Annotated in this window: 18 protein-coding genes and 1 tRNA gene; 4 read left to right on the top strand and 15 right to left on the bottom strand. The window is 50.7% G+C overall.

The annotated features are described in order from the left end of the window. Positions 1-31 precede the first annotated feature (31 nt). From BLS62_RS05440 to BLS62_RS05405, 8 genes are all read right to left on the bottom strand, one after another. Positions 32-1,825, bottom strand: a complete 1,794-nt coding sequence (locus BLS62_RS05440; protein WP_093177940.1) for an IlvD/Edd family dehydratase — start codon at positions 1,823-1,825, stop codon at positions 32-34. After that, positions 1,822-3,822 (bottom strand): beta-galactosidase, encoded by a 2,001-nt coding sequence (locus BLS62_RS05435; protein WP_093177938.1) that lies wholly within the window; start codon positions 3,820-3,822, stop codon positions 1,822-1,824. The genes BLS62_RS05440 and BLS62_RS05435 overlap by 4 nt, the downstream gene beginning before the upstream one ends. A gap of 4 nt (positions 3,823-3,826) precedes the next feature. Beyond that, positions 3,827-4,699 carry an SMP-30/gluconolactonase/LRE family protein gene (locus BLS62_RS05430; RefSeq protein WP_093177935.1) on the bottom strand — a complete coding sequence of 291 codons (873 nt, stop codon included), beginning with the start codon at positions 4,697-4,699 and terminating at the stop codon, positions 3,827-3,829. Next, positions 4,696-5,334 carry a 2-dehydro-3-deoxy-6-phosphogalactonate aldolase gene (locus tag BLS62_RS05425; protein ID WP_093177933.1) on the bottom strand — a complete coding sequence of 213 codons (639 nt, stop codon included), beginning with the start codon at positions 5,332-5,334 and terminating at the stop codon, positions 4,696-4,698. The genes BLS62_RS05430 and BLS62_RS05425 overlap by 4 nt, the downstream gene beginning before the upstream one ends. Next, positions 5,321-6,298: a 2-dehydro-3-deoxygalactonokinase gene (locus BLS62_RS05420; protein ID WP_208990693.1), complete on the bottom strand. Its 978-nt coding sequence runs from the start codon at positions 6,296-6,298 to the stop codon at positions 5,321-5,323. Before BLS62_RS05420 ends, BLS62_RS05425 begins: the two co-directional genes overlap by 14 nt. Before the next feature lie 141 nt (positions 6,299-6,439). Next, a complete protein-coding gene (locus tag BLS62_RS05415; RefSeq protein ID WP_093177930.1) occupies positions 6,440-7,288 on the bottom strand; it encodes a carbohydrate ABC transporter permease in 849 nt (282 codons plus the stop codon). A 1-nt stretch (position 7,289) separates the two neighbouring features. Continuing rightward, entirely contained in the window at positions 7,290-8,267 is a 978-nt protein-coding gene (locus BLS62_RS05410; protein ID WP_244283530.1) for a carbohydrate ABC transporter permease, read from the bottom strand. 101 nt (positions 8,268-8,368) lie between these two features. Continuing rightward, complete coding sequence (locus BLS62_RS05405; RefSeq protein WP_093188457.1) at positions 8,369-9,559, bottom strand: ABC transporter substrate-binding protein; 1,191 nt, start codon at positions 9,557-9,559, stop codon at positions 8,369-8,371. Positions 9,560-9,771: 212 nt separating this feature from the next. On the opposite strand from BLS62_RS05405, the gene BLS62_RS05400 reads away from it, so the two are divergent. Then, on the top strand, positions 9,772-10,578 hold the full coding sequence (locus BLS62_RS05400) for an IclR family transcriptional regulator (RefSeq protein WP_093177928.1): 807 nt from the start codon (positions 9,772-9,774) through the stop codon (positions 10,576-10,578). 78 nt (positions 10,579-10,656) lie between these two features. Beyond that, positions 10,657-11,748, top strand: a complete 1,092-nt coding sequence (gene ugpC, locus BLS62_RS05395) for an ABC transporter ATP-binding protein (RefSeq protein ID WP_093177926.1) — start codon at positions 10,657-10,659, stop codon at positions 11,746-11,748. A gap of 105 nt (positions 11,749-11,853) precedes the next feature. On the opposite strand, the gene BLS62_RS05390 is transcribed toward ugpC, so the two are convergent. The 5 genes from BLS62_RS05390 to BLS62_RS05370 form a co-directional block, all read right to left on the bottom strand. Then, entirely contained in the window at positions 11,854-12,357 is a 504-nt protein-coding gene (locus tag BLS62_RS05390; RefSeq protein WP_093177923.1) for a GNAT family N-acetyltransferase, read from the bottom strand. A 4-nt stretch (positions 12,358-12,361) separates the two neighbouring features. After that, positions 12,362-13,900, bottom strand: coding sequence for a class I adenylate-forming enzyme family protein (locus BLS62_RS05385; protein WP_093177921.1), 1,539 nt, complete (start codon positions 13,898-13,900; stop codon positions 12,362-12,364). 295 nt (positions 13,901-14,195) lie between these two features. Beyond that, positions 14,196-15,494: a TRAP transporter large permease gene (locus tag BLS62_RS05380; RefSeq protein WP_093177918.1), complete on the bottom strand. Its 1,299-nt coding sequence runs from the start codon at positions 15,492-15,494 to the stop codon at positions 14,196-14,198. Positions 15,495-15,534: 40 nt separating this feature from the next. Then, the gene (locus BLS62_RS05375; protein WP_143521524.1) at positions 15,535-15,969 is read right to left on the bottom strand and encodes a TRAP transporter small permease; all 435 of its coding nucleotides are present in this window, start codon (positions 15,967-15,969) and stop codon (positions 15,535-15,537) included. A 50-nt stretch (positions 15,970-16,019) separates the two neighbouring features. Further along, positions 16,020-17,018, bottom strand: a complete 999-nt coding sequence (locus BLS62_RS05370) for a sialic acid TRAP transporter substrate-binding protein SiaP (protein ID WP_093177914.1) — start codon at positions 17,016-17,018, stop codon at positions 16,020-16,022. A 145-nt stretch (positions 17,019-17,163) separates the two neighbouring features. Between BLS62_RS05370 and BLS62_RS05365 the strand changes: the two genes are divergently transcribed. Next, the gene (locus BLS62_RS05365; RefSeq protein ID WP_093177912.1) at positions 17,164-18,081 is read left to right on the top strand and encodes a dihydrodipicolinate synthase family protein; all 918 of its coding nucleotides are present in this window, start codon (positions 17,164-17,166) and stop codon (positions 18,079-18,081) included. 57 nt (positions 18,082-18,138) lie between these two features. After that, positions 18,139-18,771, top strand: coding sequence for a GntR family transcriptional regulator (locus BLS62_RS05360; protein WP_200798476.1), 633 nt, complete (start codon positions 18,139-18,141; stop codon positions 18,769-18,771). Between the two features lie 208 nt (positions 18,772-18,979). Here BLS62_RS05360 and BLS62_RS05355 read toward each other — a convergent pair. Together BLS62_RS05355 and BLS62_RS05350 are read right to left on the bottom strand one after the other, a co-directional pair. Then, a tRNA-Gln gene (locus BLS62_RS05355) sits at positions 18,980-19,054 on the bottom strand. Positions 19,055-19,232: 178 nt separating this feature from the next. Further along, on the bottom strand, positions 19,233-22,328 hold the full coding sequence (locus BLS62_RS05350; RefSeq protein WP_093177908.1) for an efflux RND transporter permease subunit: 3,096 nt from the start codon (positions 22,326-22,328) through the stop codon (positions 19,233-19,235). Between the last annotated feature and the right edge of the window lie 11 nt (positions 22,329-22,339).

Here is a 22,339-nt window from a genome sequence, read left to right as displayed (position 1 = left end):
GCGGCTTTTTTAATTCATAGGCTTGGGCCAGTTAGTGGCTGTGACGCGGCAAGCCCTTTTGGGCGATCCGTTGGTATTTAACGGCTGGTTTAAGCACCATGCCTTCATCAAACTGGTCTACGAGACCGCGCTGAATTTCCTGCCATGGTGTCTGATGGCCGGGGAACTCATAACCGCCTTTTGCGGCAAGCTCTTCCTTACGAACAGCAAGCTCCTCATCGGAGATCAGCAAATTCGCTTCACCTTTGTTCAGGTCGAGGCGAACGCGATCACCGTTCCTCAGTAGAGCCAAACTACCCATCACAGCAGCTTCAGGAGAAGCGTTGAGGATCGACGGCGAGCCGGAAGTCCCGGATTGACGGCCATCACCAATGCAAGGCAGGGCATCGATACCAGCTTTCACCAGAGCATCCGGTGGCTGCATGTTCACAACTTCAGCACCACCTGGATAGCCGACAGGGCCAGTTCCGCGGATGACGAGGATCGTGTTTACGTCAATGCCCAACTCTTCATTATTGATGTTGTTATGGTACTCTTCCGGGCCATCGAACACTACGACTTTGCCCTCGAATGCCTCTAGATCATCTGGATTGGAGAGGTAACGCGCTCTGAATTCCTTTGAGATTACAGAGGTTTTCATGATGGCGGAGCGGAACAGATTGCCCGTGAGGTTGAGGAAACCTGCATCTTTCATCATCGGCTTATCGTAGGAGAAGATGACATCGTAATCTTCAACACGACTGTCGCCGTAGTTCTCGCCTATGGTTTTTCCAGAGACAGTCATCATATCTTTATGGATATGACCGTGCTTCATAAGCTCTGAGAAAATGGCCGGAATACCGCCTGCGCGGTGGAACTCCTCTGACAAATAAAGTCCAGCTGGCTGCACATTTGCGAGCAAAGGTATTTTGTGACCGTGGCTTTGCCAATCAGCGTTGTTGAGCTCAACACCGATGTGGCGTGCAATTGCGTTGAGGTGAATGGGCGCGTTGGTTGAGCCACCAATTGCTGAATTTACTGCAATCGCATTTTCAAAGGCTTCACGGGTCAGAATGTCAGATGGCTTCTGATCTTCATGCACCATCTGCACAATACGCTTGCCCGTCTCGTAGGATATCTGGCCGCGCTCGCGGTATGGAGCGGGAATAGATGCACAGCCCGGAAGACTCATGCCGAGAGCTTCGGCAAGGGAGTTCATGGTGGATGCGGTGCCCATGGTGTTGCAGTAGCCTACTGAGGGAGCAGAGGCGGCAGCCATATCCATGAATTCATCGTAGTCAATTTCACCAGCGGCCAGCAGCTTACGCGCTTTCCAGATCACGGTACCGGATCCGGCGCGTTCGCCTTTGTGGTAGCCGTTGAGCATTGGGCCGACCGTTAAGCAAATTGCTGGAAGGTTGACTGTAGATGCGGCCATCAGCAGCGCTGGCGTGGTCTTGTCACACCCGATGGTAAGCACAACACCATCGAGGGGATAACCGTAGAGCGTCTCGACCAGACCCAAGTAGGCCAGATTCCGGTCCAGAGCAGCTGTTGGGCGCTTGCCGGTTTCCTGAATAGGATGCACCGGAAATTCAAAGCAAATACCACCCATCTCGCGAATACCTTCGCGGACGCGCTCTGCCAAAACAAGGTGGTGACGGTTGCAGGGTGATAAGTCAGAGCCAGTCTGTGCAATGCCGATGATTGGACGACCCGATTGAAGCTCTTCCTTCGTGATGCCGTAGTTTAGATAGCGCTCCAAATACAGCGCGGTCATATCCGGGTTTTCTGGTGAGTCAAACCACTCTTGTGAGCGTAGTCTTTTCTTTGGAGCTTCAGTCATAGCTCGTCTATTCCTTCCCGAACCAGAGCAACCCCTGCTGGAGGCAGCTCCAATCCATCCAATTCAGCAGCTTCAGCTAAGCGAAGCGCTTTCAAATTCCACTTATTTTTCGAGTAGTTATAATAGAATGTGCCTATGGATGTCTTGCTTCTCCGCAATCCATTGGGCAGTTCTACCTTCTCTATTTTTGCTGCCTTAAACACTTCATCCAGAATAGAATTCATCAATGCAGGATCAGCCCAGGCAGAAACGTAGTAGATGTTGTTTTCGCCCATAAAGACGGGCTGCTTATTTGTATCTTCAAACAACACCGGCAAGCTCGTGATAATCTCTTCCTGCCAGACATGAGCCTTGCCACGCTCCTGATCTGCCATATCGCAAACCACGGTGACAAACTCTTTAGGACCGGTGCCAACACGCAGAACTTCCAGTGTTTCAAACGGGCTAGGAAGGCGTAGAGTTTTCTGAGAGATCTGGTAGTTTTTGTCTTTTTGTCCCAATCGTGGACCACCGAGGACGACACCTCCGAACTCAACATAAGCAGTGAGATTCTCGGAAAGGTCTTCACTCAAAGCGTAGAGCGCGGGGACAATGACAAGCTTGTAGGGGGATAGATCCTGAGAGGCTGGACGTATGATTTCTACATCCACGCCTTTCTGGCGCAGCGCGCGGTAGTATCCCAGTACCAATCGAAAATAGCTAAAGTCCTGACCTTGCTGCTGGGTTTCGTGTGCCCAGTGACTTTCATAGTCAACAACCAGAGCAACCGGTGCTTCGCAGGGTGTGAACGGGCCAAGTGCTTCGATTTCCTTAGCAACTTGAGCTGCCTCAACGAAGGCCTGAGCTGGTTTATTATCGGTCTGCTTGAGACCTGCATGCATCTGCTCTTGTGCGAATGGAGCCTGTCTCCAGCGGAAATAGCTTGTTGTTTCAGCACCATGGGCGAAAGCTTCCCAACTCCACAGGCGCACCATACCGTTGAGCGGGATCGGGTTATACGGTGCCCAATTCACGGGGCCGGGTTGCAGCTCCATGATCCAGAGGCGGCCATGACCGGCTTGGCGGTAGAGATCATGGTGGAAGCCCTGATAATCTGGATCGCCTTGCTGGAAGTAGTCTTCCCAGTATCCTTCAGGCGTACCGAGCGGGTTTTCCATTTGGTATTGGCTATGGAATCCAAGGGGATAACAGTCCCAGCTGGAAATATCGAGTTGGTCGCCAACTTTGTAATGGTCAAAGGAAAACGTGTTGCCCATGAAGTTATGGATGATCGAACGACCGGGCGACAGCTTGCGCAGAATATCGACCTGTTCACTGTTGAATTCGGCAACCTGATCGGAGGAATATCTTTTGAAATCAAGTCTATGTGATGGATTACTTTCGGTCACCGTCAGATATGGCAGGTCGACCTGTTCGAAGCTGTTATATTCCATAGACCAGAACACATTGCCCCAAGCTTCGTTTAACGCATTGATCGTGCCGTACTTTTGCGCCAACCAGAGTTGAAAGCCTTTGTGGGCCGACTGGGACCATGAACGCACGGTATCATGACACCCGTACTCATTATCCGTCTGCCAACCTGCAACAGCAGGGTGATTACCGTACCGCTCTGCGAGGATTTCTGTAATCCGGCGAGATTCCCATCTGTATCCTTCATGCGAGAAGCAATAATGACGACGAGAACCGAACTTGCGTTGGTTGCCATTCTCATCAAGGGCGAGCATGTCCGGGTGTTTATCCACCATCCAACGCGGCGGGGTTGCTGTGGGTGTACACAGGATGAGCCTGAGGCCCACACTTGCGAGGGTCTCAATTGCCTTGTCCAGCCACTCCCACTTGAACGACCCGGGTTCCGGCTCTATCCGTGACCATGCAAATTCAGCGATCCGCACATAGGTAATGCCCAGCTCAGCCATTTCTTTGGCATCTTGCGCCCACATCTCCTGTGGCCAGTGTTCTGGATAGTAGCAGATACCTAAGTGTTTCTTTTCGCTCATATGATCACATTTGCAGTTCGGGGTCCGGGAGACCGGGAGTGTCAATGGAGACTGCGAAAACAGCGCCAGAGAGAGGTTCTTTTGTCAATTGTTCCTCACTCAGGTTTTCACGAGCCGTGGTAATATACAGCGTCTTGTAGTCTGGCCCACCAAACGCAGGACAAGATGGTTGACTTGCGTCTACCTCAACAATTCGATCAATAGAACCATCTGGTTTATAGCGTACGACTCTGTAGCCGCCCCATTGAGCGTTCCAGAGATATCCCTCAGCATCAACTACGGAACCGTCGGGGCCAAATCCTGTCCCGGAGATATCGGCAAATATCTCTGCTGGTCCTTCTGGCAAGCCAGTTTGTGCATTTAGTGACCATTTGATGATCTGGGATGTCACCGTGTCGGAAAAGTACGCAACCGAGCCATCTGGCGAGAAACAAAGGGAATTCGGGATTGTGATATCCCCAGATACCTTGGCTAATTCCCCTTTGAAGAAGCGGTAAAGGCTACCGGCGCCCTTTTCAGCTTTGTGACCCATGGAGGAAATCCAGAATCCACCGCTGCGATCTGTGCGGCCATCATTGGAGCGGGTGACCGGATTTTGGTCCTCAACAAGGTGGATAAGTTCTCTGGTGTGCTTTTCTGGAGACCAGCGGTACAGTCCCGTTGCAGAGGATAACATCAGATCGCCGGTTTCAGGAATTTGGGCAAACGCGGAAATAGGTTCGTCGAACTGCCATGTTTTGAGTGCGCCGTTTATCCCTTTTCTCAACACCATATTGTTGTTGATATCGACCCAGAACAAAGCGTTGTGGGAGGGGGCCCAGAGAGGCCCCTCCCCTAAACTGCACTGTGTATCCGCAAATACATAGGGCTCACTCATGCATTGGCTCCGAGCTGCAAAGCATCATAGGCAGCTACCATTTCTTTTGCCCGTTCAGCTACTTGCGCGGCTGTGTAACCCGGTTTGTAAAGGTTGCTGGCCATTCCAAAACCCTGACAGCCAGCTGATACATATTCGGCAAACTCAGCCGGGCCAACTCCGCCAACTGCATAGACGAGCATCTCTTTGGGCAGCACTGCACGCAGTGCCTGTATTCCTTTTACGCCGACCTGAAACGCCGGGAAAATCTTGAGTGCATCAGCACCTGCTTTGAGCGCTGCAAAACATTCAGAAGGGGTAAGAACTCCGGGGTAGGAGGCCATGCCTTCTGCTTTTGTGGTGCGGATAACATCTTCATCGTAGTTGGGAGAGACGATGAACGTTCCGCCAGCAGCGCGAACCTGCTTTACCGCCTCTGCGGTTAAAACTGTGCCCGCTCCGATGGCGGATAGGTTGCCGAATTTTTCCTGCGCCATGGAGATAGATGTGAGCGCATCCGGTGAATTGAGAGGCACTTCGATCTTGGAAAAGCCTGCATCTATAAGCGCTTCTACGATATCCAGAATTTCAGTTGGTTTCACGCCACGGAGGATAGCCATAAGGTTGCGTGGGGCGGGTTTTTTAATTGTTGTCATTTTGTGCGCCTTTTCTAACAACGGAAAGTCCTTTGAGTGCAGCTTTATCTGCATCATGCAAAGTTGGTTTGATACCCAGATGCTGGAGAGCGAGGGCGTAAGTTTCGGCCAGAACACTTCCTCCGACCAGATGCACCTCTTTGGGAGGGTTGTTCCCGCATTTAGCCAACATACCAAGCAGCTCTGTTCCGATAATAAGTCCAGAGAGGCGTGAGGCTCCAGCTTGGGTGCTGGTGCCGTTCAGCAATTGCCCGGCCCGCAATCCAAACAGGTTTCCGAGCAATGTAGCTTCCTGATTTTTCAGTTGATCCAGCGTGGACAGGAATACATCCTTGTCCAATTCTGCCTCTGTATCCAGAGAGTGACGCAGGATGGACTGCTTTGCGATCAACGCGAATAACTCGCCGCTGAGGAAAGTGGAGGTTCGGGTAATTGTCCCCTCTTCCATCTCCACCCACTTGCTGTGAGTACCGGGCAGACAAAACACGCCGGATTTGTTTGATAACTCGTCCAGAATACCGAGCAGGAGTGTTTCCTCACCGCGCATAACATCCGGGTGTTCCGCTGATTTTTGGCAGAGTCCCGGCACTATGAACGGCTGGATACGGGCATTGGTTGTTTTTGGCGCAACAAGCTGCGTGTGCAGTTCTGTCAGTTTGGTTGGGACAGGCACATATTCAGCTTCGGTCCAGCCCTGACGGCTGCCAGCCATGCCGCAAATGTACACTTGCGTTGGGTTTGCGTTGCTCGGGAGCCAGTCTCCGACCAAATCCAGCAAAACCCCTTCAAACTCAGAGGGTTGAAGCGTACCAGCCCCTTGCGTGGTTTTTGCGTGGTTTTGCGTTGTTCCGTTTTCGTCTATCAGCCATGCCCGCAGACTGGATGTTCCCCAGTCAACGGCAATCCAGCTGCTTGCAGATGTGATCTGACGGAGGTCGTTATTTGTCGATACCACTTGGTTCATTTATGCCCCCTGTTTCCTTTTATGGTTATTATTAGCTGGAGGCACCTTGGCATTTTTCGCAATGCCTCCAACACTGGTGAAAACCCTAAGCAGAGTGTCCCTATGAATTGGAACAGGCTGCTTAAGGTTTGTGTATTTGCCTCACCCCTTCGTTGCTCCCAGCGTTAGCCCGGCAATGAAGTGCTTTTGCATGAGGAAGAACATGATGACAGGTGGCATGGCCGCCACAACGGAGCCTGCGGAGACCAGATGCCATTGGGCAACCCATTGCCCGTTGAGAGAGATGATGCCGCCGGTGACTGGCATTGCGTGAGTGCCTTGAACCAGCACAGTCGCCCAGAAGAAATCGTTCCAGATGAAGGTGAAGATGAGCACTGACAAAGCTGCAATGGCTGGACGCATGAGCGGAAGCACCACGTACCAAAAGATCCGTAGTTCCGAGACACCTTCAACGCGGGCGGCCTCAATCAGTTCGCTTGGCAGCGCCTTGATGAAGTTGCGCATGAAGAGCGTGCAGAACCCAGTTTGGAAGGCAACGTGGAATAATACCAAACCCGTTGCGGTATCATACAGGCCCATTTTGAGAGTGAGATCACGAACCGGAACCATGAGGATCTGGAAGGGCACAAAGTTACCTGCAACGAACATGAAAAACAGCCACAGATTGGCTTTGAACTTGTAGGTCGACAGCGCATACCCCGTCAGGCAAGACAGAGCCACGGCGCCGATCACCGTTGGGATTGTGACCCTGAACGAGTTCAGGATGAACAAGCCCATGGGGGTGTTTTGAAACACCGTTAGGTAGTTGCTAAACTCAAACGAGGATGGAATGCCGAAGTAGTTGCCCATTGCCAGATCTGACCCTGGACGAATGGAGGTGATCATGACACCGATGAGCGGCAGCAACCAAACCACGAGCGAGACAGGCAGTGCAACTTTGTAGGCGACACGAGCTGACGTGGATGCATGTGCAATCGGAGTTGGGAACATCTTAGTAGCCCCCCTTCTCGTCTTTGAGCATACGCACAATGAACAGTGTGATGAACACCATCATGATGGCAAAGAGGACAACAGCAATGGACGCACCGTAGCCCATGCGGAAGCCGTACTCAGACAACGCTTGCTCGTACATGTAATAGGAAAGCACGCGGCTGGACCCGTAAGGGCCGCCACTGGTCATGATCGACACCAGATCGAACGAGCGGAGCGCGCCGATAATGGTGACGACAACAGCAATGAATGTGGCCGGGCGCAACTGCGGAATGATGACGTACCACAGCATCTTCCAGCCTTTGGCACCGTCAAGTCGTGCCGCTTCGATCTGGTCGGGAGAGACGTTATTGAGGCCTGTGAGATACAGGATCATGCAATAGGCGATTTGCGGCCATAAGCCAGCAACGATGATGCCATAGGTGACAAACCTTTCATCCGCCAGAATAGCAACGCCTTCAATGCCAATGAACTCCAGCAGTTTGGTAAACAGGCCGAAGTTTGGGGCATAAAACCATGAGAAAATCAGACCAACAACGATCTGGCTGATGACAAATGGGAAAAAGAAAAGTGATTTATAAATGCGAATGCCGGTGACTGTTTGATTGAGGAAAATCGCAATCATCAAGCCAGCGGGCACTGCCAGCATGTAAAGCACCAGCCAAAGAACATTGTTATACAGCGCGGTGTAAAACGCCTCATCGTCTACAAGCTCGATATAGTTTTGAATGCCGATGAAGGTTTTGGCACCCATGCCATCCCATTCATACAGGCTGATCCAGAGTGACTGGCCAATTGGCGCAATCACATAGATCGTAAACATCAAAACTCCCGGCGCTAAAAACAGCCAGGGTGCAAATTTGCGCTGATTGGCAATCCACGTCGATGATCTGGTTTTGCTGGCGCCTGTAGTCGCAGGTCCTCCAGAAAACTTTTGTGAGTTTCCGGAAGATACAGGAGCCAAGGTCTGCTCGCTCATCTATGTCCCCCGCAGAAGATTTGGTGCTTCTGCATTATCCAATTCTAGAGCGTAGGGTGGTGAAATCTTCCACCACCCTACGTATGAATTCCGAAAACCTACTACTTGTAAACGCGGGTTCGGATTTTTTCGAGACGCTGCAAAATTGCGTCAACACGTTCTGGCTTCACCATGAATTCCTGGAAGCCTTCCATGCCTGCTTTCGCCATTGCAGCGGGAGCATCACGGTCATAGAACTGCGCCAGAGCGTAAGCACCGGACAACATGTCAAAGCCCTGCTGCAAGATGCGTTTTTCAGGACGTTCGGCCCCTGAGTTCACTGGCAGCTGACCAAGTGTTACGTTGATTGCTGTTTGCACATCTGCGCGCGCCATGTACGCAAGGAACTTCTTCGCGTCCTCTTTGTTTTTGGCTTTTGCAGGAATGTGAATAGTATCCGTCGGTGCATCTTCAGCCATTGGAATGCCCGGTGTAATTTCCGGGAACTGCATGAAGCCGATCTGCTCTTCCTTCAGGCCGCCGTTTTTGAACACGTCCACGGCGAAGTTACCCATGAGATACATGGCCGCTTTGCCCTGCACGAGTGCTGGCACAGCTTCTTGCCAGTCCAGAGCTGCATGGTTTGCGTTGTAGTAGCCCGGCTTAACGATTTCGGCCCATTTGTCGAAGGTCGCTTTCACACGCGGGTCAGTGTAAGGCACTTTGCCGGATGTGAGGTCCATGTGGAACTCGTAGCCATTGACGCGCAGGTTCATGTAATCGAACCAGCCACCTGTTGGCCAAAGAGCTTTTGTGCCGATTGTGAACGGGTCAATACCAGCAGCTTTCAGCTTCGCAGATGCTGCAACCAGCTCATCCCAGCTTGTTGGAACTTCGATGCCCTTTTCCGCGAAGATGTCTTTGCGGTAATAGATGCCCCACTGGTAGTACGTGTAGGGAACACCCCATTTTTTGCCATCAATGGTCATCGACGCAGCTGCTGACTTCAACTGTTCGTTGAGGCCATTTTCTTCCCACACATCGGAGACATCCTCAAACAGGCCAGCGTTGACGAATGGTGCCATGCGGTTGCCCGCGTACCATGTTGCCAGATCTGGAGCATCTGCTGTGAGGAAGTTACGAATGGACGTTTTGTAGCCTTCTTTGTGCATCGTGTTGACGATGACGTTCACATCCGGGTTCTCCTTGGAGAAGCCTGCGACGATGTCTTCAAATGCTTTTTTTGGAGCCGGATCAGTCTGGTCAAGATTGATAACCAGATCTCCTGCTGCATACGCTGAACTTGTAATCATAAATGCCGCTGCGAATCCGCCCGCAGCTTTTTTGCTAAAATTAAACACCCTAAACCTCCCAGTAAAAGTGATCAAAAAAGTTCCATTCAATGAAACTTTGTTTTGACCATTGAAATGGTCGCGTGGTAATGCATAATTGTCAACCGAAGGATGCAAGAAGAAATCTGTCTCGAAAAAATAGGTTTCCGGAATAAGTAAGGGAATAAACGTAAATGGGAGAGAAACCCCAAGGAGTTGCTGAGGAAACAGAGATCGACCTCACCAGCCCAATTTCTAAAGCCCTTGCAGTCCTGGATGCAGTTGCCCTTGCCGAATCGCCACCAAGATTTGTGGAGCTGCTGAACACGCTTCCGCTTTCTCGTGCCACACTGCACCGGCAACTAAAGCAGCTGGTGAAGGAGGGTATGCTGGTGCATGACGAGGCTCACCAGACCTACAGCATCGGCATGCGGGTGTTGCGGCTTGCGCATTCTGCGTGGAGCAAAGCAAGCCTTGCCAGCGTCGCCTGTGATGCATTGGACCAGTTGAGCGCAAAGATCCCGGAGACGATCCATCTTGCGATCCTGGACAATAATCAGGTGCTTTACGTCGATAAGCGCTTACCACCGCGCAGCATTGCCATGTTCTCCAGTCCGGGCAAGATTGGCCCTGCGTATTGCACGGGTGTTGGCAAGGCCATGCTCTCAGCTTTGCCAGAGGCACGGCTGGTTGAAGCGATCAAGGCACAGTCGTTCCAGCGGCACACGACCAAGACGCTGGTCAACGAGCAAATGCTGCGTGAGGAGCTTGTGCGCATTCGTGAGCGCGGTTGTGCGTTTGATGATGAGGAGCACGAAGACACCATCATCTGCATTTCGCTGGCGATCCTGAACAAGCGCGGCGAGCCGATTGGTGCGCTTTCTGTGACCAGCACCACCTATGTGACATCGCTGGATAAGATGGTGGACCAGTTTTTGCCGGACATGCGCATTGCGGTGCGTGATATTGCCGAGACCGCTCAGGTTGCTATGGGGCATTAGTTTTTAAGGGCTTTGAGCCCAACATATTTTTAGTTTGCACGGGGTCCGTGCATCAGGTTTTACTGGGAGGGGAAACCAATGACCGCAGTTGTGTTGCGTGATCTAAAAAAGAGTTATGGCGACACGCAGGTGATCCATGGCGTGGACCTTGAAATTGAAGAGGGCGAGTTTGTTGTTTTCGTGGGCCCATCCGGCTGTGGCAAGTCTACTCTTTTGCGCAGTATTGCCGGTTTGGAGACCACCAATGCTGGAACCATTCACATTGACAATGAGGATGTGACCAAGGTTGACCCGTCTCAGCGCGGCATTGCCATGGTGTTTCAAAGCTATGCACTTTACCCGCATATGACGGTCGCCGAGAATATGGGCTTTGGCTTGAAGATGACGGGTCATTCCAAAGCACAAGTCGCGGAGCGTGTGGGGGAAGCTGCGCGTATTCTTCAGCTTGGGCCGTTTATGGAGCGTCATCCGAAGGCACTATCGGGTGGTCAACGCCAACGTGTTGCCATTGGCCGCGCGATTGTTCGCAACCCCAAAGTCTTCCTGTTTGATGAGCCGCTCTCCAACCTTGATGCAGAGCTGCGCGTGCAGATGCGTATTGAGCTTGCCAAGCTGCACAAGGAAGTCAAAGCAACCATGATCTACGTGACCCATGATCAGGTGGAAGCCATGACACTGGCGGACAAGATTGTGGTGCTGGAAGACGGATACATTCGCCAATACGGAAGGCCGCTGGACCTTTACGATGATCCTGCAAACCAGTTTGTGGCGGGCTTCATCGGCTCTCCCAAGATGAACTTCCTGAGTGGCAAGGCGGTTGGTTCCTCCCCAGCCGGTCTAGAGATTTCCGTTGCCGGATTTGATGACGGGACACTCGTTGTGCCGGGTATTTCCGAGCCTGTTGTTGAAGGGGCGTTGGTCACAGTCGGTATTCGCCCAGAGCACTTTGTCGTGGGTCAGGCTGGCGCGGGGATCCGTGCGGAGGCGCGTGTTACTCTTGTCGAGAACCTTGGGGAAACCAGTTACGCCTATTGCGACCTGCCAGATGGCACGCAAGTGATTGCGGAAAGTCGCGGCGACCGGTTGGATCAACGCACCGAGGTGCTAACGCTTACATTGCCAGCGTCTCGTGTATTGTTGTTCAAGCCAGATGGAGAGCGCCTGCGCTAAGAGCTTAAAACAATCGGCCTTAAGCTCCCGTTTTTCCGCGTATTCTTATCCGGAAACCGCTTCCTAGTTATTGGACCTATGCTTTGTGCCTGAGGAGACCTCTCCTCAGGCAATTTCCTCTACGTGGAACGGTAGATGTTTGCGCAGGCGGATGTAGCTGATTTCGCATTGCAAATCTTCGTCGAACTTAGTTTCGCGGCGCAGTTCTTCGTAGCCCATATGCTGGTAAAGCCCGGCGGCTCGCTCGTTTTGAATGAGCACAGAAATTTCAGCTGTGTTGTAGCCCCGCGCTGCGATGCGTCGTTCTGCTTCCCCGCAAAGAGCTGAGCCCAACCCTTTGCTTTCGCTGGTTGGGTCAATCCAAAGGTCAGTGATGAAATTGTCTGCGTGCTCTGTCGCGGCAAAGCCGAGAAGGTGATCTCCTTCTACTGCAACGATGATCTGATCCAGACTTTCACTTGCGAAATCCGTATAGGACGCTTCACTCATGGTGTCGTGGGCAACCGAGGGCACGTGTGGCCCGATCCCCCGTTTCCAAGAGGCCAGACCGACAGCCCCGATTTGAGAGATATCTTTTGAACGCGCACTCCGAATTTCATAGGTTATCATCTGTCTATTTCACCTTACCTGAATTTTTCAGCATGTCCCGCAGATCTCGCTTCATGATCTTGCCGTAGTTATTCTTGGGCAATTGTTCCATGATCAGGTAATCTTTCGGGCGCTTGAAACGGGCGATATTGTCTATGCAAAGCTTGTCCAGCTCTGCAACATCAACGGTCTTTCCTTTTTCTGGAGAGATGATTGCAATAACCTCTTCTCCCCATTCTTCATGAAACCGACCAACAACGGCGGCTTCGGAAACAGCTGGATGCATCAGCAGAATTTCTTCCACTTCACGCGGGTAAATATTGGAGCCACCCGAGATGATCATATCCTTGGAGCGGTCGTGCATTGTGAGGAAACCATCGGCATCCAACGCGCCCATGTCGCCTGTCTTGAGCCACCCATCAAGGACTGTGGACGCGGTTGCTTCCGCGTTGTTCCAGTAGCCCCGCATGACAGCAGACCCAAATACGACAATCTCTCCGATCTCTCCGGTTGGCAGATCTTTCATGCCCTCATCTACCACGCGCACGCAGGACGCGACTTGAGCTACCCCAACTGATTTCAATCTTTCTTCCCAACGGGCATGTTTTCTATCGCAGACTTGTTCCCGGCTCAGCACCGTGATCGCCATTGGGCATTCACCCTGCCCGTAAATCTGCGCAAACCGCGGCCCCATGACATCAACGGCCTCGACGATATCGGCAAAGTACATCGGTCCGCCTGCGTAGATGATTGTGTCCAGCCCCTCACCCGTAGCACCGGTTTCCTTTGCCACATCCACCAGTCTGCGCACCATGGTAGGTGCTGCAAACATGGCGATATTGCCGATTTTCGGGGCGATCTCCAAAATCTCTGCGGCATCAAACCCACCAGAGATCGGGCAGACATGACGACCACCAGCCACCACATGCATGAAGCTGTAGATGCCCGCCCCATGTGACATGGGGGCTGCGTAGAGCGATGCATCTTTGTTTGTGGGCGTGCCAACTCCAGCGTAATAGCCCAGCATCATGCTTTGGATATTTTGCGAGGACATCATCACCCCTTTGGGGCGACCTGTTGTGCCGGACGTATAGAACAGCCAGACCATATCCTGCGCCTCAATCGGAACAGGATTTGCCAGAGGATCAACCTCGTACATCTTCGCGTATTCAGGCTGATCGACGGAAATCACTTTGGTTTTTGAGGAGTTTATTTCAGCGCGCAGGTCATCGCCCACATCATCTGAGACAAACACAACAGATGCGCCTGAGTTCTCGATGATCCACGCCGCTTCCTTGGCGTGGAGCTTGGCGTTGATTGGCACAGCAGCAGCACCAGACCACCAGATGCCATAACTGGCCTCCAGATATTCCGTCCGGTTCTTCATGAAGAGTGCAACACGATCCCCTTTCGTGATGCCAAAACTGCGTTGCAAACCAGCTGCAATGGACGCGGACCGCTGCCCAAATTCAGCATAATTGGCAATGACATGTGTGCCATGAAGTAATGCAGGTGCCTGCGGTGTTATTTTTGCAGCTCTTGCCAACCACTCAGCCGGATTCATAGAGTTCCCCCTCAAAGCAGCTGCTGACATCCTCGCATATTATTGTTTTTATTGGCGTAATAGACGATCGCAGACTTCCGTTATTCTCAGAATGCGCATGATATATTTTTTTGCATCTCTGGGTATACGTCTATCTATTAAGACGTACTTACAGTTTACGCTAGGGATCTCGAGATTTCCATCAAAATACCAAATCAGGCGGGAGACCCATCCTGAGAATTTGTTGTCTATTTGTTTGAGGACAGACCTTTTAGATAGAAATAATCCATGCATTGCTCAATTGTTAGGAGTCAGCTTACTGAGGCAGATAACCAAACATTTTGGGCAGAAACAAAATGAGATCAGGCATAAGAACCAGAACCATCAAGGCGCATATGAGCACAAATAGGAACGCCCAAATCTCACGAATGATTTCCCGCAGGGGTATACCCGTGATGCCGTTGATGACAAATAACAGAACCCCGTAAGGCGGTGTAATCAACCCAATCATAATATTGAGTGTAATAACGACACCGAAGTACACTAGATCAATCCCTAAAGACCGTGCAGTGGGCAAGAACAACGGAACAACAATTAGAAGCAGTGTTGTTGCATCAAACAAACACCCCAGCAGCATGAACAAGGCCATAATCGCTAGCATAAACACCAGGGGAGATGTGTCCCAACCTGACAACTTATCGGCGACAAGATTCGGGATATTCTCACTGGCCACCAGATAATTCAGGATCAGTGCAGCAGCAATTATAAGCCCGATGATAGACGTAGACCGCGCTGCTTCCAGGATTGAGATGTAAAGCGCTTTCAAACCCAATGAGCGGTAGAAAAATACCGCCAGAATAAGCGCATAGGCGGCTGCAACTGCGGCAGCTTCAGTTGGTGTCGTCGCTCCTCCATAAATCCCTGAAAGTAGAATGACCGGAAGCATCAGGGCTGGAAACGCACGAACTGTAACGCCGGGGATCTTGTTGAGAGGAACAACCTCATCACGCGGGAAGTTCCGCTTGCGAGCCGCGTAAAAATTATAGGCCATCAGGAAAACAGCCATTGTAAGCCCGGGTATAATACCGCCAAGGAACAGATATCCGATGGATGTATCTGAAACCAAAGCGTACATAATCATAGGGATAGACGGCGGGATGATTGGCCCAATGACGCTTGAGGCAGCAGTGACAGCAGCTGCAAAGCCGCGAGGATAACGCCCCTCCTTAGTCATCATGCGAATGATGATGTGTCCAATTCCGGCAGCATCTGCGATTGCAGAGCCGGACATACCAGAAAAAATCAGACTGGCAATAACGTTCACCTGCGCCAACCCCCCACGGAATCGGCCAACAAGAGCGATGCAAAATTCCAAAAGACGGTCAGTGACGGCACTCGCGTTCATGATGTTCGCGGCAATTATAAAGAGCGGGACAGCGAGCAACACGAAGGAATTGAACAAGCCATTCAGGCTTTGTTCCGCCACGAGTCCCATATCCTGACCGCTCAATAGCAAGTAGGTGATGGATGCCGCGAAGATGCCCAAAGCAATAGGAGCACCAATCAAAGCGGCTCCAAACAGACTCGTGATTGAAGCGATAAACGCGAAACTCATGAATGCTCCCTAGCGCATACGTTGCGCCCACCATAAAATATTAGTCTGTCGTTTTCTCAATGCGCATGGCAGAAACGATATCTCCAACGCAACGAATAACGACAGCAAGCGCAAAGGGGATAAAGATTGCATAGGCAAAATCAAACCGAATACGCAAGATTGGTGTTCTGTCGATCTGCATGAAAGTAATATAATCCCAGATCTGCGGTAGCCCCACCACAAACATGCCACCAATGCCCAAGCAAAACAGCACTGTTAGAATCCGTTTTACATGTGGCGGCGCAGCATCGTGCACCATTGTAAATGCAACGTGATCTTGAGGTTTGAGCAAAAACGCCCCACCCCAGAAGACAACCCAGACATACGTCAGCGTGCAGGCCTCTGAAGTCCAGGAAAGTGGATCATTGAGGATGTAACGGAAAAAGATCTGCAACAGGAAGAAGGTGAACATGGCGATCATAAGAACGACCGCCATGAATTCCACTAGATGTTGCACCCAAGCTTTAAGCTTCAGCACGACAGCCCTCACTTAATTGCGTTAACCTGCTCGACAATGCCTTCTGGCCAGCTCTTCGCAAAATCGCTTTCCAGATACATTTTCTGAACTCGTGCGCGGAAGGCAGCAACGTCTGGTGTAGATACAGTCAGGCCTTTACCTTCGAAAAACGCTTCAAGATTTGCTTCATCAGCAATACGGTTTTCGTTATTGTAAGCCGATGCTGCTTTCACCGCTGAAATCACTTTTTCCTGTTGTTCAGCGCTCAAGCTGTCAAACTTCTTCTTCGCCATAGACAGGAAAATACCATCGACAAGATGCCCGGTTTTTACAATCTGTTTTGTGACTTCGTAGAATTTTGCAGCCTTAACAGTTGGCAGCGGATTGTCTTGTCCATCGACAGCCCCTGTCTGCAACCCAGTGTAGACTTCACCAAAAGCCATAGGGGTTGGGTTTGCGCCAAGGGCCTTACCAAGGAACTGCCATGCATCTGAGCCCGGCATACGTAACTTCACGCCGTTAAGATCTTCAGGAGTGCTTACCTTCATATCGCTGCGCAAGTTAAGTTGGCGGGTACCAAGATAGGCAACATCCAGAATCTGGATCTTCATCTTGGCAGCAACCATGTCGTAAAACTTCTTGCCAAGATCAGAGCGGAAAACTTTCTGCTGATGATCAGGATCGCGAATGAGATAACCAGCTGTGAACGCAGACCATTCTGGAATCTGCTTTGCAATATCCTGAGCTGACATCATCGCCATATCAAGGTTACCACGTTGCATAGCTATTGGCTCTGTGCCTTGCTTAAACAAGGAAGCATTGAGATGAATCTCAACGTTAAATTCACCCGGAGCCGTCTTTTCAAGTTCTTCCTTGAACACTGTTAGCATTTTGGCGTGCCAATCGCTTTCAACAGCTGGTGAAGAAATGCGAAGTTTAATGGCATCATTCGCCATTGCTGGCATAGACATCAACACAGTAGCGCTCATAAGAGCGCCAATAACTTGACGTTTCGTGAGAACAAACATTTGAATTACCCTCCCAAGTAAATTCGTATTAACTTTGAAAAACTCAAACAACCTAATTTGTTATTTGATATTCGCAACAAAAGCTCTCCAAATCACATAATACATAAACACATTGAATTGACAACACAGTTATGCGACAACTAACATGTTACGAACAATCCTGTATGAAAAAGAAGAGAAACGCGAAATGAGCATCGGTATATATGGAGTATCGGCCGCACTGGTAACTCCATTTGACTTAGGCGGCGAAGTTGACGTTAAATTGATGTTACAGCACGCAAAAATGCTTCTGTCCAATGGGTGCTCTGGCCTTTGTCTATTCGGTACCACAGGAGAAGGCCCAAGCCTGTCGCAAGATGATCGTGCTAAATCTATTTCCACACTCATTGACGGTGGTGTCGATGCGAAGCAACTCACAATCGGAGTGGTTCAGAACAGTGCAGCAGTAGCACTGGAACAGATTCGGGCCGCCATCGATCTTGGTTGCAGCACGTTCTTACTCGCCCCACCTCATTATTTTGGCGGAATACCTGATGAAGGATTTCATCTTTGGTTCAGGGCTGTTCTTTCTCCGCTCGCAGGCCAAAACCTTCGCATCATTCTCTACCATATTCCGCAGTTGACCGGAGCGATGATTACACCTGCGCTTGCAGAGCAACTGCACAACGAATTTCCGGAACTTGTTTATGGGATCAAGGACTCCTGCGGAGATTGGGAACAGGCTGAAGCCTTCCTAAATTTGAAAGACAGGCTGGCTATCCTTATTGGGGATGAGCGTTTTCTTGCAAAAGCTGTTCGTCTCGGCTCGGAAGGCTGCATCAGCGGCTTGGCTAATGTCAAAAGCCAAGAGTTGGCAGACTTGGTCAATACAGGCAAAGACAATAAAAAAATCTCGGATATTGTCGACACCATCGTCTCCATGCCTGTGACACCTGCGGTAAAAGCACTTTGTGCCCATCACTATCAAGATAATCACTGGAAAAGTGTCCGCGCACCTCTTCTTCCGCTAGATAAAGAGAATGAGCAAATACTAATAGGGCAGTACAAAGCGATATTCGGATAGACGAGTGCAAGAAATAGGGATTGAGGTCTGGAAATGAATAATTCAGGAAGGACGAGTATGCGCGAACAGGCATACGCCAACTTTTCAGACCTCTTGTTGACTATGCGCATCAAGCCTGGACAATTTCTGACGCAAAAAGAACTTGTCTCCATGACCGATATGTCTCTGGCAACAGTGCGTGAGCTCATTCCACGTCTGGAGGCTGATGGCCTGATAAAGGCAATTCCTCAACGCGGTCTGCAAGTTACCCATATCGATATGAACTTGATAAAAAACGCATTTGAGCTGCGACTCATTCTTGAGAAGCGAGCTATTGAACATTTTGCAAAGCACGCAGACGACACACAAATAGACGAACTACTGGATGAGCATCTGGCTATCCTAGAGCAGGCCAAACAAGAGGTGACGACTTCACTGATAGAGCAAGCTCAACATGCTGATTGGCATCTACATGATGCAATTATCACCAAACTTGATAACGAGATTATCTCAAATATATACAAAGTAAACGCGATCAAAATTAGATTGATAATTGCAGATAAATCACGAATATGGCCCGGTAATCTTGAGCGTATTTTTTCTGAACACCTCAAAATATTAGGCGCCCTAAAACGCAGGGATGCTGAAGCCGCAATTGCCGCGATGGAAGAACACATTCTCAGCGCCAAACAAAACGCATTCTCCGATTAAGATCATCATTAGCTAAGGCACAGCCTTCGGACCCTAACGGTATTCATGCTGAATTAGCGGCATAGATCTAACCTCTCGTATTGAGAGCTGATCAGTCATATTTTATGGGAATTGGTTCGTTATTGTAGAGCGACCATGTGCAGCAGATTGCCTCTCGCAAGATAATCGCTTGGCATTCTTTTAAAGCATAATGATTTTCAGGAGAAAATGGCTGGGGTGGTAGGAGTCGAACCTACGGTACACGATACCAAAAACCGTTGCCTTACCACTTGGCTACACCCCAGTGCGCTGTGTGGGGCGGTTTATAACCTTCTGTTTTCCAATAGGCAACCGTGCAATTTCTTTTCCCTGTGAGAAACTTCCATGTGATTCACAATTGCTTTGATTTTTGGGAGAAATCGGGGATTTTGCGTCCTCATATTTTCTGAGAATAACGAGGATAAAGGTCAGGAGGTTGGAGTTTATTCTCCATCTCCCTTATCGGTTTGGTTTGCAATATCATCAGGTTGGAACATTTTCGAGCGATCTACGGCGATGAGCATGTAAACGTTGGGCACCACAAACAATGTGAACATGGTGCCAATGGAAAGACCAGTTGCAATAACCAGCCCCATGTTGAAGCGTGAAGCAGCACCTGCCCCTGTTGCCAGAACCAACGGAATAACACCCAGAACCATTGCCGCCGTTGTCATCAAAATAGCGCGCAGGCGGATTTCTAAGGCACCAATGATGGCCTTGCGTTTGCTTGCGCCCTCGTTTTCCTGCAGCTCTCTTGCAACCTCCACGATGAGAATACCGTGTTTGGAGATCAACCCCATCAACGTGATGATACCCACCTGCGTGTAGATATTGATGCTGGCGCCACCCACTCCGATATTGATGAAGAACAACGCTCCAGCGATGGACATAGGAACGGAAATCAAAATGATGATCGGATCCCGGAAACTTTCAAACTGTGCCGCCAGCGTGAGGAAGATGATCAACAGCGCAAACGCGAACGTCACTGCAAAGCTGCTGGATTCCTGCTCATACTGGCGCGATTGCTGGGCGTAATCAATCGTATATCCTTCAGGCAATTCTGCTTCTGCAAGCTGTTTAAGGGTGGCCAACGCCTCTTCCAGCTGCACCCCAAAATTTGGTACACCGGACAGTGTAAGTGAGTTTTGCTGCTGAAAATGCGGAATGAACTGCGGGGTGACTTGAGTTTCCATAGTGGCAATGGTGGAAAGCGGGACAATTGAGCCGTTGCCGGTGCGGAGGTAGGTGTTGAGCAACTGATCCGGGTTCAGGCGATCATACTGAATGATCTGGGGGATGACTTGGTAAGAGCGGCCATCCAGGTCGAAGTAATTGATGTAGCCACCGCTCATCAGGTTGGTGAGCGATGAGCCGACATCAGCCATGGTAAGGCCGAGTTCCGCTGTAAGGTCCCGGTCGATGGTGATCTGACCCTGTGGCTTATCTATCTTCAGGTCTTTGTCGATGTAAACGAACTTGCCCGTTGCCTTGGCCTTATCAAGCAGATCAGACCCAACCAGATTAAGCTTATCTATGGGTTGGGTCGTTTTGAGAACAAACTGAACGGGAAGACCGCTACTTCCCGGCAAAGGTGGGTTTTGGAACATCACCGTTTTGAAGCCCGCGACCGATTCCATAGGTCCCTGCATGGCATATTGCAGCTCTGTCGCAGTTTGATCGCGTTGATCCCACGGGGTTAGCAAAATACCTGTGATCGCACTGCTTGCCAAAATGAGCTGGAACACGCCTTCTGTCTCTGGGTATTTGGCGGCGATGCCATAGATCTGTTGCGTATAGAGAAGCTTTTGCTCCAGCGTGGCGGAGGGAGACGGTGTGGACTGTGCCAAGACAAGGCCTTGATCTTCCTGCGGGGCCAGTTCCTTTTGCGAGGTGTCGTAAAGGAAGGGAATACTGCTGAGGATGATGAAAGCGAAGAGGAGCACAACCGGGCGGTTATCGAGCGATTTTTCCAGTAGTCTCAAATAGCGCTGCCGGAAACGGTTATACACATCATCAATGGTTTTGGTGAGTGCATCATCCCAACCGGATGTTTCCTGCGTTCTGGCTTTTAAAATTTTGGAACTCATCATAGGTGTGAGTGTGAGCGCGACAATTGCGGACACGGTGACAGCTCCAACAACCGTGAATGCGAACTCTGTAAACAAAGCTCCCGTCAGCCCACCCTGAAAGCCGATGGGCGCATACACGGCCACAAGAACTATGGTCATCGCAATAATCGGGCGGCCAAGGTCCTGCCCTGCCTGAATGGCGGCTTGCTTCGGCGTGCTGCCTTCACTGATGTGGCGCTCCACATCCTCCACCACAATAATCGCGTCATCCACCACAAGCCCGATTGCCAGCACCAAGGCCAGCAGCGTGAGCAGATTGATGGAGTACCCCAACACCAGCATGATGAAGAACGTGCCGATGAGTGAAAGCGGAATAGCGATGATGGGAATAGCCACGGTGCGCGGTGACCCGATAAACAGGAACACCACCAGCGTCACGATAACCAACGCCTCCAATAATGCACTGATAACCTCATCAATAGCTGCATTAATGAAGAGCCCTGAATCATACACGATTGTGGCTTTTAAGCCCGGTGGCATTGCCTCTTGTATGACCGGAATAAGCGCGCGCACCTCATCCAACATGGCTAGGATGTTGGCCGCGGGAGATGCTTTTACGCCAATATATATGGCTTGCTTTCCACTGAAGAGAACGGCGTTGTCATAATCTTCTGATCCAAGCACAACAGAACCGATATCACGCATGCGTACAATGGCACCGTCTGTCTGTTTCACCACAAGCTGACGGAACTGCTCAACATCCGTCAGGTTGGTGTTGGCGGTCAGTTCCACCTGCACCATCTGGCCTTTTGAGTTACCAACACCGGAGATGAAATCATTGGCCGACAGTGCATTTGCAACATCAGTACCTGTCAGGCCATAGGCAGCAAGTTTGCCCGGGTCTAACCACGCCCGGATGGCATAGCGCTTCTCTCCGATAAGCTCTGCTGTTTGAACCCCAGCAATGGCCTGCACCTGAGGCTGGACAACACGAATGATATAATCGGTGAGCTGGTTGGGATCGATAACATCTGCCGTAAAGCCGATGTACATGGCGTCAATGGTTTCCCCGATTTCAATCGTCAAAACCGGGTTTTGCGTTTGTTGCGGAAGCTGATCTATGACCGAGCTGATCTGAGAGGAAATCTCCGTGAGGGCTTTGTCGGCATCATAGTTGAGCACCAAGTTGACGATGATGGTACTGACCGTGCTGGCGCTGGTGGAGGTCATATAATCAATGCCCTCAGCCTGCGCGATTGCCTCCTCCAACGGCGTGGTGATGAAGCCCGCAATGGTTTCGGCACTCGCCCCGTAATAGGTGGTGGAGACGGTGATGACTGCGTTTTCGGTTTTGGGGTATTCGAGGACCGGGAGCAGGAAAATTGCGCGCAAGCCCAGCGCTAAAATCATCAAGCTGATGGTTGAGGCCAGAACGGGACGGCGAACGAAGATCTCTGTGAAACTGTGCATCTCGCGCCTCC

Source organism: Pseudovibrio sp. Tun.PSC04-5.I4 (genome assembly GCF_900104145.1).
GTDB lineage: Bacteria > Pseudomonadota > Alphaproteobacteria > Rhizobiales > Stappiaceae > Pseudovibrio.
This window is presented reverse-complemented; position numbering and strand designations above follow the sequence as displayed.